This is a genomic window from Niallia sp. FSL W8-1348 (assembly GCF_038006745.1).
GTDB lineage: Bacteria > Bacillota > Bacilli > Bacillales > Cytobacillaceae > Niallia > Niallia alba.
The window spans coordinates 155131-168446 of sequence record NZ_JBBOVV010000003.1; the positions used below are offsets into that span (position 1 = coordinate 155131).

Sequence of the window (13316 nt, forward strand, 5' to 3'; positions counted from 1 at the left end):
TGTTAGAAGAGGTCGCTAAACTCACGGTTAAAGACGATTAATAGGTGGAGAAACTGTTTCCACCTATTAATCTCTTGTAATTAATTATTACCCTTATATAATACGGATCGTTTTAATCTCATAAGGATTTAACTCAAATGTGATATTCCCCTGTATATCTACAGGAAGGGTCATGTCCTTTTCCAGTAAATTCGTTTCATTCCATTCTTTACAATCAAATAATGGCTCGAGACTTAAAACTCTGTTACTACCTAGATGATCATGTACTCGTAAAATTAGACCCTTACCATTTTCCGCTAATTTAATAGCATCTATGAATACGCTTTCTTCTGCGTGTAATTTAAATAGCCCCTTAATTAATTTATTGCCTTTCACTATAGATAACGGCTGGTTTATAGCCCAAGCTTCCTCAACTGTTCTTCCCTCTATGAAATCTCCTTTATGTGGTAGAAGACTATACGTAAATTCATGCTGACCAATATCAGCTGTTGGGTCTGGATAAATTCCACCTTTTAATAAGGTAATTCTCATCGTTTGATCCTTAATATCATGACCGTACTTACAGTCATTTAATAAGCTAACTCCATAGTCCCTTTGAGAAAAATCCACCCACTGGTGTGCCACTGTTTCAAATTTTGCCATATCCCAACTCGTATTCCAATGTGTTGGTCGCTTAACATTACCGTATTGAATATCATAAGTTGCTTCTGTATTGCGAATGTCCACATCAAATCCTGCTTTAAGCAATTGTTCCCTTTCTTTCCAATCAGCCTGAGTAATAAAATCTATTCGACGTGAATTTTTATAAACCTGCATGATTTGAATAATTCTCGAAGTACCAAACGAATAAACAAATTCAACCGAGGCATATAATTTATTTCGTTCTTTGATCGTAATTGATTCTGCGGTTAACTCAATACATTTTTCTTGGTAAAAAATATCGATATCCCATGCATTAAAGTTCATTGGTTTATCTTCAAATAATTGAAGTCTATTACCAAGACCATTTTCTTTTAATACTTCCCGCTGATATTTTTTGTCATAGATGCTAATTAGCTGTCCCTTTTCATTCCAGCTTATCACGTATTTATCTGTCTCAATGCCACTTTCTATTTCTTTAACAAAATGGGTTTCTATGCTATCCTCTTTAGTTGGTACAAACTGAATGATACAATTCCCTAAAGCAGGAATGTTAGGAGTCTGAACAATATATCCTTCCTCACAAGGAACAGCTTGTAATTCTTCACCAGAATCCGTTACGAATTTTCCGCTTTCATTTAGATCAATCGTCACCAATTCTCTTCTTTCCCAGCCTGCTGAGTTATATACGTTCCATTGATTTATAACGACATCATTCAATCGTGTTAAAAGTTGGGCTGATCTTTCCATCGCTCCTCCTATCTCCACCTTATGGTCTTGATAGACTTCTTTTATCGATGAACCAGGAATAATATCATGAAATTGATTACGTAATAACACTTCCCATAAATCATATATTTCTTCCTTCGGATAAGGGTCTCCTTCCGTATTTTGAACTGTTGCATACAAAATTTCCAGCTCTCTTAATGCAAGTTCTAATCTGCGGTTCATTTTTTTTACAAACGCTTGAGAAGTATAGGTTCCTCGATGATATTCTAAATACAATTCACCATCCCATTTATGCACATAACTTTCTGCTGCATTTACGGTTTCATGAAGCTGCTTGAAAAATTCATCAGCACGCCCTGTTTTGACGTGAGGAAGACCAGGTATTTTATCCATTCGACGGCGATTTTCTAACATATCTCTAGTGACTCCTCCACCGCCATCGCCATACCCGTATGATATCAGTAATTGTTTATTCAAATCTTTATTCCGGTAAGCTTTATAACTGCCTAACACTGTTTCTGGTTCTAACTGTCCATTATACGTATAGAACCAGCGGGACGCCCATTCATTATCAACTAAGTTTCTTCCTGGTTCAGGTGTAGTAATAAAATGCGTTAACACCTCAGATCCGTCTATTCCACGCCACACAAATGTATCATGCGGCATTCGATTATATTGATTCCAACTTATTTTAGTGGTCATAAATGTCTCTATTCCACTCTTTTTTAAAATCTGTGGCAATGCCCACGAATAACCGAATACGTCTGGCAGCCATAGATACTGGACATCTTTATTGAACTCCTTTTTTATAAATTGCGTTCCATGGAGAATTTGCCGAGTTAATGATTCCCCAGATGGTATATTACAATCAGCTTCAAGCCACATAGCTCCATCTACTTCCCATCGTCCTTCCGCTATTCTATTTTTAATTTGTTCATAGATTAGAGGATAATCCTCTTTAATAAATTTATAGAGTTGGGGTTGTGTTTGTAAAAATATATAGTCTGGGTATTGCTTCATTAACTGTAAAACAGTTGAAAAACTACGGGCTACTTTTTCTCTTGTATGTTTTAATCTCCATAACCAAGCAACATCAATATGTGTATGACCTATAGTGGTAATTGCTACTAAATCACGTTTGTCTAAAGAATCAATTCCTTTTTGTAGCATGTCATTTGCTAATTTTACACTTTTATAAAAAGACGGACTTCCTGGATAAGACCAATCAATATATTTCATTGCCTTTTCTAATAAAGGCAAAAGTTCGTATCGATCAGGGTTATCCTCCTTTAATTGTTTAATCGTTTTTAAGACACAATCAGCTGTAAAATATAAATCATCACATTCTTCATTTAAAACAGCAGAATCCGCTGCTTTAAATTTATGTGATTGAATGTGTTCAGGTCCTCCGCCTTCTAACCCGGACCATAATTTTAATGAGAGAGTAATTTCCTTTCCGTACAATTCCGAATCAATAAAGACTTCTTTATGATTGGAATCAACACCTTGATATGGATGACCATCAATAAAAAGTAATGACTCAAACCCAGAATTATAACCTCCACCTGTTCGTCCAAAATCCAATAATAAGATTACTTTCCCATCTGATCTCGGTACTTTAAAGGTTGTTTGAATCCATAAATAATAGTCTCTTCCTTCCCAAATATCCCCTATAGAAAAGTCTTTCCAATCAGCAGAGAGGTAAGGAGGATATTTCTCTTCTCCATCAATGCTCTCTTTTGCTTTCCAACCGTTGAGACTACTTTTTTCCATGTAACGATAAGTATTTAATTCTTTAATCCTCGCTTCTAATTTTTCAATTGTATAAAACATAGCACCCTATCCTTTCGTAGCTCCACCTAAACTGAAGCCTTTTGACATAAAATTTTGTGATATTGTATACAAAATGACAACAGGTAATGTATACATTACCGAAAACGCTGCTAATCTACCGTAATTAACCATTCCGAAATTTCCGAAAAATTGAAATATCGTCACAGATGCTGGCATTTTTTCAGGACTTTGAATCAGGATATATGGAACAAAGTAATTTCCCCAGCTGCCTGTAAAAGTAAAAATAGCAACTGTAAATATACCAGGAAGCATTAATGGAGCAACGATTTTTTTTATTCCTTGGAAGATTGATGCACCATCAACCCATGCTGATTCTTCTAAATCTAAAGGAATAGAATCCATAAAATTTTTCATCATCCAAATACCATATGGCAAAGAGGATGCTGTTAAAAAAAGTGTCATCGCAATTAAAGAATCTTGAAATTTCAAATAAAGAAATAATTGAAATACAGGTACGATGACTGCTGTCATTGGTAATGAAGTCATAAACAAGATTGTCATCATAAAACTATTTTTATATTTTAACGTATACCTAGATAGTGGATACGCAGCCAAAATACATAAAATCACTACTAACAATGCTTGCGAAGTTGAGATTCCGATACCAATAAAAAACGAACGCAAAATCGCTGTTTCTGACAATATGGACTTAAAGTTATCTAACGTTATCTTTTCTGGCATCTTTAGTGCCTGAATTGCCCCTGGATCTACTGATGCGAAAATCATCCATAGCAGTGGCAATAAAAACAGGATTGCTAGAATAGAGAGAATTAAATAATGAATAAATTTTTCGACTTTATATCCTTTTTGGACCAACTTACATCACCTACACTTTCACTTTCAAGGTTTTCATATATATTAAGCTGGCAATTGCTCCTAATACTAACAACACAAAGGAAATGGCAGTTCCATATCCTAACTGATAACTAACAAATGCCTGTTTATACATAAATACAGGTAGAGTCGCTGTACTTACACCTGGACCACCGCCAGTCATTGTATAAATTAAAGCAAATACCCCAAGAGTTTGCAGAGTAACTAGCATCATATTCGTTGCGATCGTTCCTTTTACCATCGGGATAGTGATATAGCGAATAACCTGAAAGCGGCGGGCACCATCCATAATAGCTGCCTCTTCCACATCTTTAGGAATATCGTCTAAAGCAGCCTGAAACACCATCATGGAAAAAGCCGTTCCTCTCCACATATTTGCTATGACTACACTAATCATAGGGAAGGTAAACAACCAGGCAATTGGCTTAATATCAAAAAGACTCAATAGCCAATTAGCCGTCCCGCTTTCCCCAAGAAATGCCACCCAACAGAATGCTACAACAACTTCTGGAGTTACCCAAGCAGCAATAATGATTAAACCAACAATTCTTCTAAATGTTTTATTTTTCTCTTTCATTAAAAAGGCGATCAAAAAGCCAAAAAAACATTGTCCTAATACTGCAGAAAAAAACACGAAAACAATTGTGTTCCATACACTAGCACGGAAATCTGGATCTTGAAACATTCGGGTAAAGTTTTCAAAACCTACAAATCTTAGCTGACTAGCTTCTGCTCCGGTCAGGGCTAAATTCGTAAAAGAAAAAAGCAAGGTCAAAATCATAGGTCCAATAAAAAAAATCAATAATAAAAGCCAAGTTGGAGCTAGAAAGATAGCTGCCTTAAAGTGATCCGATTTGCCTTTCTTTTTAGGCTTCTTTAATAATGCGGCTTCCAATTTCATCCCACCTTTTTTAAAAAAGTTTATCACTATGACAAAAAGGTTTAGACCTTACAAGGAATAATACATAATCTGGCTGATAATTCCTTGTAGGGTCTCATCATTTAGATTTATCTAACCTTTTGTACAGCTTAAAACTTATTTAACTACATTCTCTTCTCCAACAATCCTAGTTACGTTACTTGCATAATCCTTTGCAGCTTGTTTTGGAGTTTTACTTCCAGTCGCTACCGCTTCTACCATTGTTTGAATTTCTACTGAAACATTCGGATATTTATCATTAGCAGGACGAAAATGTGCATTCTTCAAATATTCGGTTGCTTCTGAAATAAATGCTTGTTCCTTATATTCTGGAATCTCAGCCGAATCATCTCGTACTGTTAAGTTACCTTCTGAAACAGCGCGTGCTGCTTGCTGTTCTTTGCCACCTAAAGCTTGGATAACCTTCCAAGATGCTTCAGGATTTTTTGCTTTTGCTGGAATAGCCCATGTCCATCCCCCAGACATCGTAGTATTACCAGGCTCTTGTCCATTTTGGGTAGGCATTGCAGCAAAACCAAATCGTTCTGTTACATTATCTAATGGTACTGCCCCATTTTCCGAATAATTGCCTGTATTCCAGAATCCATCTAGGATAATTCCCGCTTCATCATTAGGGAACTTCTCTTGAAATAGAACGGAACTGTAGTTACTATTAATTGCAATGGAAAGAGGAGGCCCTAATTTTTTCTGATTGTATACGTTGTCAATAAATTTTAAGGAATCTTCAATTCCTTTTGTATTTACATGCCATTTTTTTGTTTCAGCATCAAATAAAACATCTTCTGTGCCGTAGAGTAACATCTCGAAAGTTTGCATCGATACAGATTCTCCATTTGCTTTTGCCACTCCCATGGAAAGAGGAATCACATCTGAGGAAGAATCTTTTATTTTTTCAGCAGCTTCTATAATTTCATCCCAATTTTTAGGCTGCCAATCTTCTGGTAAGCCAGCTTTTTTAAAAACATTTTTGTTATACCACAGTCCACGGGAATCAGACGTCCCTGGAATGGCATACAATTTCCCATCTTCTCCAAGCGAACCTGACTTTAAATTTTCCGTATAATATTCCCATTGATCCCAATCACTTACATAATCATCAAGAGGCAATAAATATCCTGCATTAGCATCAGAATTTAACATAAAGGAGTCTTCTGCTACAACATCAGGTGCTGTACTTTCTGATTGCATCGATAAGGCTACTTTTGAGAAATAGTCTCCTTCACTAGCGGTGATCGGAGATAAAACAATTTTTATGTCTGGATTTTCTTTTTCAAATTCAGGAATAAAGGTGTTAGTTAAATATTTTTTCAAATTATCATGTTCGCCTACATCTCTCCATGTTATTTTAACCTGTGTTTTTCCTTCACTATTCCCCTCATCAGTATTACTTTCACTAGAGCATCCAATCAATAAAAAAGGAATGCATAAGAGAATCAAAAATACTTTTTTAAACGATTTCCCCATCTTTTCAACCCCTCCATTTTTATTCAATCATTAGTGGATATAATCAGCCACTAAAATGTAAGCACTTTCAATTTAAGCTCTAATTACCTCTATTTCAATCTATAAAATAAAAGAAAGTCAATATTTTTCATATATAGTTAAAAAAATGAAGATTTTAACAAAAAATATTGATTTGCTAGAATGACATTTTATCTACCATCTAAGAAAATGAAGATTATTCCGCATAGATTTTTTCACCTAATAATTCGCCTAAAAAAGAAGCCTACATAAATGACTACCTTTTGTTCATAAGTGTCATTTACGCAGACTCTAATTATTCAAATCTATTCTTTATCATCTATCTTTTTTAAACCCTCTAAGTTTGTCATATATAGATCCCAGCTTCTTCTCCTCCCCTGCTTCTGTTGGGTGGTAATACTGCGTTCCTTTTAACTTCTCTGGTAAATAATCTTGATCGACCCATCCTCCGAATGTTCCAATTGGATGGTCATGCGGATAAATATAGCCAACATGTCCAAGCTTTTTGCTACCTTCATAATGCCCGTCTCTTAAATGCATCGGGATATCACCTACTCTGCCACTACGAACATCTGCTATCGCTGCATCTAACGCTTTATAAGCAGCATTCGATTTTGAGGATAAGCACATTTCCACGACCGCTACAGATAAGGGAATACGTGCTTCTGGCAGACCTAGTCTCTCACTAGCTGTTACTGCTGCTAAAACATTATTTCCAACAGATGTTTTAGCGAGTCCAATGTCTTCATAAGCAATAACTAGTAGTCTTCTGTTCACAGCTACCAAATCTCCACTTTCCAACAAATGAGCAAGGTAATAAAGGGCTGCATCTACATCACTTCCCCTAATACTTTTTTGTAGACTTGATAAAAGATTATAAAAATGCGAACCTTTTTTATCCCCAAAAACACCAACCTTTTCAATCATTTGTTCAATCGTTTCATCTTTAATGATAAAAGTTCCTTCTTCTTTATCTGATGAATATACAATTGATTCTAATAGCGTTAGCGATTTCCTTGCATCGCCATTTGTTCCCATTGCGATTCTTTCCACCTGATTATCACTAATTTGAATGGAGAGATTTCCAAGCCCTTTTTCCTCTTTTAATGCTCGATGCAGTAATTCATTAATATCATCATCTGTTAATCTCTTTAATTGCTTAATTTGACCACATCTGCTTCTAATCGCAGGGTTTACGTCGTGATAGGGATTCTCTGTAGTAGCACCTATTAAAACAATATCTCCTCTTTCTACATGTGGGAGTAGATAATCCTGTTGTGCTTTATTAAAGCGATGAATTTCATCCAAAAAGAGAATAACCTTTCCTGTCATTCTTGCTTCATCTACAACTGCCTCCACATCCTTTTTACCAGATGTGGTTGCATTTAATGCAATAAAAGGAAGCTTTGTCGTTCCAGCAATCGCAAATGCAATCGAGGTTTTGCCAATACCAGGCTCACCATACAATAGCATGGATGGAACATGACCATTTTTAATCATTTTATATAAACTTGTTTTTTTCCCAATAATTTCTTTTTGCCCAACTACTTCATCTAGGTTTGTCGGTCGCATTCGAAAAGCAAGTGGTTCTCCGTTCATTTATACACCTTCTTTAAAACATCTTACCTTTATTATAACGTAAAAGAAGAAAGTAAGAAAAAAGTTGATTTGTCTAATAAAATGAAACTTCCATTAGTGGGGGTTTTCCTTTCTCCCCCACTGATGGTTAGTTGCACTATATGACCTTTAGGGGATACTTTCAACAGCTTGAGCTGGGGCTGTTATGAGTGGGATAAAATAGCAAAGCTCTTTACCTATCTACTATTCCTTGGGAAATACTTTTGCTTATTAATTTCTTTCTATTTTCATAAGATTATTTAAAATGATCCTTTGTTTTCTCATTCTACTTTATTAAATAGTGAAATGGAGTTATTAAAAGGGGGTCTTTCTAATATAACTATTACATTCTGTATTTAATAATTCTTTATAAAAAAAGAATAAAGCGAATAATATCACTTCATTCTTTTTTACTATTATGCCGCCACATCCCTCTTCTTAAATACCCAAAAGGCTAACCCGATGAACACGATAAAATAAACTAGTAGCATTATAATAGAGAAAAACAAGGTCATGCCACTAACAAGAGGTGTTCCATCAAAATACTGTGTTAAATCAGTGTTAGCAAATAATAGATACTTTGCCCAGTCGAACCAATTAGCTAATAAAAACGTTACTGTATTTCCCATAAACATTAAGAAAATGGATATACCAATTGCTAATGAACTGTTCCGGAAGACGGACGATATCATAAACGCCATCGTAGTGAGCATAATTAAACTAATCGAATTTAACCCATAAAAACCGATTAAGTGAATGAAGATACTTTGTTCTTTCACTACACCATCGGAATAATATAAATATGGATAGGCTTCTTCTGGTAGACCAAAAAGGATAGCACCTAGTGCAAAGGAGAATGCGAATAAGACAAAAAGAGCTATAAAACCGAAAAATAGCACGGTTAAATACTTGGACAATAATATCTTCGTTCTGCTCAATGGTCGGATAAGCAGAAGTTTCACCGTTCCCCAATTAAACTCATTCGCAACAATTCCAGCTGCTATAATAATAGTAAATAAGCCTACGATACTTATTAACTGGATATTATCAGAAACAAAATCCCATGCCGAATATTCTATGTTTGTACTTAAATCATGCGTAATACGGTACTCATTTAGTGCTATTTCTTTTGTATAATAATTTCTTGTTTCTGAAGGAAGATGTTCATCCTTTAGCATTTCTTTATAGCGTTTATTTTCCAATTCAAGTCCATGTTGCCAGTTCTCATTATCTGGAACAGAAAATCCACTTGATTGATATTTATTAAAAGCACCTAATAGCAGTACAGCAATTAACAAAATCACTATCATTACTAATGTAGCTGGACGTTTCCATATTTTCATCCATTCATTTCTTATTAGCTGAATCATTTCTGTCCCTCCCCTTGATTAGTCCGTATTGTCAAAACTTTTATAGTAAATAGGTTATTAAATCCTATCTGAGAGGGCTTTATAAGCAAAAAAATTGCCACCCCCTGAATTCTAAGGATAATTGAGGTTACGACACTCTCAACAACCTAGAAAAGGAAGTGACAATTTGTACCCTCAAATTATAACCTATTTATTAACTTTTATAAACTATCAAGAACAACTAATTCGAACATTGCTTACTTTATTGATTGGTAAGAGTATGTTTGATAAGCCTACTGAACAGCCAGTAAATAAACCATATCGAAAACTTCAAGTGGACGACCTTCCGGTCATTGAAGTTCTGGAACAGCTTGATTATCGAGTTCTTCTTAGTGAATATCTAGAGAAGAACGGGAAACCACTTAAACCTGTTCAAAGGCGTAAGAATGCAAAAGTTTCCGTACCTAAATCCATGAACTGCCCAAAGTGTGGTGCTCCATCAGATTATCTTTATGCCAACAATGGAGATAAAGGCCAGTATCAATGCAAGGTGTGTACAGAGCTCTTCAGTGAAAAGAACCGTTATTCTAAGGAAGCCATCCTGAAGTGTCCTCATTGTTCCAAAACTCTCGAGAAAATAAAAGAAAGAAAAGATTTTCACGTGTTTAAGTGCAAGAACAATGACTGTTCTTATTATCAAAAGAAGCTCAATGGGATGACTTCAAAAGAAAAGAAAAGGTTCAAAAAGGACCCTCAAGCATTTAAATTAAGATACATTTTCCGTCAGTTTCATATCGATTTCCAGCCGTTATCCAAGGAATCACCAGAACTGCCGGCCGTTGACTTATCAAAGATTTATGCATCACCACATACATTAGGATTAATCCTAACCTATCATGTAAACTATGGCCTTTCGGCCCGTAAAACAGCTGCGATTATGCAGGACGTACACGGAGTGATGATTTCACATCAGACTGTATTGAACTACGAAAATAGCGTAGCTTTATTACTTAAACCTTATGTGGATCACTATCCCTATGAACTTTCAGACCAATTCTGCGGTGATGAAACGTATATCAGAGTAAACGGTCGATGGCATTATTTATTTTTCTTTTTTGACGCCGTGAAAAAGATTATTCTTTCGTATCCGGTGTCGCCTAATCGAGACACAGCAACAGCCATTCGAGCAATTGATGAGGTCTTAATCAAGATGAAAGAGATTCCAGAAAATCTGACCTTTGTGGTAGACGGGAATCCAATCTATCTTTTAGCCCAACATTTCTTCGCTCAACATGGGATTTCATTCGATGTGAAGCAGGTCATTGGATTAACCAATGAGGACCCTGTTTCGACCGAATATAGACCACTGAAACAAATAATTGAGAGACTTAACCGCACCTTTAAGGGCAATTATCGCTCCACTCATGGATTCGGCTCTGAACATGGTTCCATTTCATACGTCACCTTATTTACGGCCTACTTTAACTTTTTGCGTCCGCATGCCGCCTTAGAAGGAAAAGTGCCCGTAGTGAATCCAGAACTCAAGGGGCTTCCAACAATGCCAGCACGTTGGACAAAGCTCATTGGATTAGCACAACAATGGATAGTAGAACAAAGACAAGCCTAACTTTTTGTTTAGCTGAGCCCTTAAGCTAATTCAGCAATCGGCGGAGCGAACTCTTGACAAACCGAACTTGCCAATGGTTTAAAATGGAAACAACCAAGGGCTTATTTGGTATGCCTTCTTTTGTTCCCTTCGCCCTTGTTAAACAATCCTCAAACCATTGGCGTGTTTGTCAAGAGCGATTGCGGCGCATCTCCATCCAGTAAATAGGAGAGAAACTAACCCTTTAGGTAGTTTTCATAAATCTTTTGACACTACCGATTAGTCAATTCTAAAAATCTATCTTCTAATGTCTTCGATACTTCCTTTATTCCGAAAATGCGAAAATCTTGTAACACAAGTGTTTTAATTATTTCTGGTATTTTATCTCTTGTCACAGTAAGCGAAATTCCTGATTCACTTGATGTCATTTGCACATCAGGATATACATTTTTCAAATAATTGATCGCTGTATCAACAGGATTCAATTCTATTTCAAATACTTGTTCCACTGCAACAAAATCTTTTACTAATTGTACATCGACAAGTTTCCCCTCTTGAATGATACCGATACGATCACACATCATTTCCATCTCTGATAATAAGTGACTAGAAACAATAACTGCCATATTTCTTTCTCTTGCTAACATTCTTAAATAATCTCTTATTTCTCGGATTCCAGCAGGATCTAACCCATTAGTTGGCTCATCTAAAATCAGAACCTTCGGATCATGCAAAAGGCTTTGTGCAAGACCTAATCGCTGTCTCATACCGAGTGAATACGTACGAACCTTATCATGAATGCGTTCTGTTAGTCCTACTAATTCAACCGTCTCCATTATTTTCTCTTTTGATATCCCCTTCATCATTCGCGCATAATGCAAGAGATTCTCATAGCCACTTAAAAATTTATACATTTCAGGGTTTTCTACAATTGCGCCGACATGCTGGATTGCTTTCTCAAATTGATCACGAACACTCTCGTTGCAAATAAAAATATCGCCGTCACTCATACTGATTAATCCCACAATCATTCGAATGGTTGTCGTTTTACCAGCTCCATTCGGACCGAGAAAACCGAATACCTCCCCTTCTTCTACCTGGAAGCTTAAGGAATCAATAATTTTTCTCCCCTTGATTACTTTAGAAACATTTTTTAAGTCTACAATTGAAGTCAATATTTCTCTACCAACCTTTCACTAGTTTATATTTTCCTTCATCCACTCAATAATTGATTGCCCTTTGTCTTCTCTCAAATCTTCTACAGAAAGATTGGCGATTAAATCCCCATTATTTAATACAATAATATTGTCTAAAATAGATTCAACCTCTGCTATTTCATGTGTAGCAACCACAACTGTTTGCTTTCCAAAATCTATATATGTTAATAAGCTTTTAACGATGGATTCACGAACCAATGGATCGAGTCCAGAAAAAGGTTCATCCAGTAAAAGAATAGGCACTGTTCTAGCTATACAGAGGACAAGCTTAAGTCTCCCTCTATTCCCCTTTGAAAGATGCTTTATTTTTTTATCTCCATCTAGGTGTATAAATTCTAGTAATTCTTTTGCTTTATCAAGCTGAAAATCGTTAAATTGTGATGCACTGAATTGAACCATATCATGGACAGTAAAGGATTCATAAAAACGATCTAACTCTGTTAAATACGAAACTTCCTCAGCAATTCTACGATTAGCCTTTTTCTTGTTGACTAACACCTCTCCATTAGTCGGTTGAACAAGCCCAGCAATCATCTTTAATATAGTTGATTTGCCGCTCCCGTTTGTTCCAAGAAGACCATAAATCTTTCCTTCTTCTAGGCTTAAATTTATATTATTCACAGCGTAGTCTTTGCCATATTTTTTGGTTACATGTTGAAATTGTATCATTTACTTATCACCCTTCTTCTCGTGAAGATAGCTTGTTAATAACTGAACCATTTCTTCTTTTTTGATTCCTAGCTCTTTCATATTGCAAACAAACTGATCTAGTAAATCATGTTGTAACTTTGTTCTTAGCTTATCTAAAACTTCCCCTGATTCAGTAATAAATGTACCTTGACCTCTTCTCGTTTCCACAATTTTCATCCTTTCCAATTCACTGTACGTTCGTTGAATCGTATTAGGATTTACGCCTAAAGCAATAGCCATTTCTCGAACAGATGGTAGTTTATCTCCTGGCATTCGTTCATAACGAGCAATTTGCTGTGTGATTTTTTCGACGATTTGCATATAAATTGGTCTTGATGCTTGAAATTCATCTGCCATTG

10 protein-coding genes are annotated in these 13316 nt (G+C 35.8%); 1 reads left to right on the forward strand and 9 read right to left on the reverse strand.

Going from position 1 to position 13316, the window contains the following annotated elements; all coding sequences use genetic code 11:
- Nucleotides 1–93: 93 nt before the first annotated feature.
- The 6 genes from NST60_RS23550 to NST60_RS23575 all read right to left on the reverse strand — a co-directional run bounded on the left by NST60_RS23550 (nucleotide 94) and on the right by NST60_RS23575 (nucleotide 9465).
- The gene (locus NST60_RS23550; protein ID WP_341100488.1) at nucleotides 94–3201 is read right to left on the reverse strand and encodes an alpha-mannosidase; all 3108 of its coding nucleotides are present in this window, start codon (nucleotides 3199–3201) and stop codon (nucleotides 94–96) included.
- A gap of 6 nt (nucleotides 3202–3207) precedes the next feature.
- Nucleotides 3208–4038, reverse strand: coding sequence for a carbohydrate ABC transporter permease (locus tag NST60_RS23555; protein ID WP_016201651.1), 831 nt, complete (start codon nucleotides 4036–4038; stop codon nucleotides 3208–3210).
- A gap of 10 nt (nucleotides 4039–4048) precedes the next feature.
- A complete protein-coding gene (locus tag NST60_RS23560) occupies nucleotides 4049–4957 on the reverse strand; it encodes a carbohydrate ABC transporter permease (RefSeq protein ID WP_084668613.1) in 909 nt (302 codons plus the stop codon).
- A gap of 135 nt (nucleotides 4958–5092) precedes the next feature.
- Entirely contained in the window at nucleotides 5093–6460 is a 1368-nt protein-coding gene (locus NST60_RS23565; RefSeq protein ID WP_341100491.1) for an extracellular solute-binding protein, read from the reverse strand.
- A 333-nt stretch (nucleotides 6461–6793) separates the two neighbouring features.
- Nucleotides 6794–8077: a replication-associated recombination protein A gene (locus tag NST60_RS23570; protein WP_212116986.1), complete on the reverse strand. Its 1284-nt coding sequence runs from the start codon at nucleotides 8075–8077 to the stop codon at nucleotides 6794–6796.
- A gap of 434 nt (nucleotides 8078–8511) precedes the next feature.
- The gene (locus NST60_RS23575) at nucleotides 8512–9465 is read right to left on the reverse strand and encodes an ABC transporter permease (protein WP_169188884.1); all 954 of its coding nucleotides are present in this window, start codon (nucleotides 9463–9465) and stop codon (nucleotides 8512–8514) included.
- 166 nt (nucleotides 9466–9631) lie between these two features.
- On the opposite strand from NST60_RS23575, the gene NST60_RS23580 reads away from it, so the two are divergent.
- Nucleotides 9632–11071, forward strand: coding sequence for a DDE-type integrase/transposase/recombinase (locus NST60_RS23580; protein ID WP_169187685.1), 1440 nt, complete (start codon nucleotides 9632–9634; stop codon nucleotides 11069–11071).
- 251 nt (nucleotides 11072–11322) lie between these two features.
- Here NST60_RS23580 and NST60_RS23585 read toward each other — a convergent pair whose 3' ends face one another.
- From NST60_RS23585 to NST60_RS23595, 3 genes are read right to left on the reverse strand one after another with little or no spacing between them, the layout of a single operon-like run.
- A complete protein-coding gene (locus NST60_RS23585) occupies nucleotides 11323–12225 on the reverse strand; it encodes an ABC transporter ATP-binding protein (RefSeq protein ID WP_341100495.1) in 903 nt (300 codons plus the stop codon).
- A 21-nt stretch (nucleotides 12226–12246) separates the two neighbouring features.
- Entirely contained in the window at nucleotides 12247–12936 is a 690-nt protein-coding gene (locus NST60_RS23590; RefSeq protein ID WP_254415449.1) for an ABC transporter ATP-binding protein, read from the reverse strand.
- Nucleotides 12937–13314 (reverse strand): GntR family transcriptional regulator, encoded by a 378-nt coding sequence (locus NST60_RS23595; RefSeq protein ID WP_016201659.1) that lies wholly within the window; start codon nucleotides 13312–13314, stop codon nucleotides 12937–12939.
- Between the last annotated feature and the right edge of the window lie 2 nt (nucleotides 13315–13316).

Coding starts and splice junctions, on each gene's coding strand:
- NST60_RS23590 (WP_254415449.1), bottom strand. CDS start 12,936: ATGATACAATTTCAACATGTAACCAAAAAATATGGCAAAGACTACGCT.
- NST60_RS23565 (WP_341100491.1), bottom strand. CDS start 6,460: ATGGGGAAATCGTTTAAAAAAGTATTTTTGATTCTCTTATGCATTCCT.
- NST60_RS23570 (WP_212116986.1), bottom strand. CDS start 8,077: ATGAACGGAGAACCACTTGCTTTTCGAATGCGACCGACAAACCTAGAT.
- NST60_RS23550 (WP_341100488.1), bottom strand. CDS start 3,201: ATGTTTTATACAATTGAAAAATTAGAAGCGAGGATTAAAGAATTAAAT.
- NST60_RS23595 (WP_016201659.1), bottom strand. CDS start 13,314: ATGGCAGATGAATTTCAAGCATCAAGACCAATTTATATGCAAATCGTC.
- NST60_RS23560 (WP_084668613.1), bottom strand. CDS start 4,957: ATGAAATTGGAAGCCGCATTATTAAAGAAGCCTAAAAAGAAAGGCAAA.
- NST60_RS23575 (WP_169188884.1), bottom strand. CDS start 9,465: ATGATTCAGCTAATAAGAAATGAATGGATGAAAATATGGAAACGTCCA.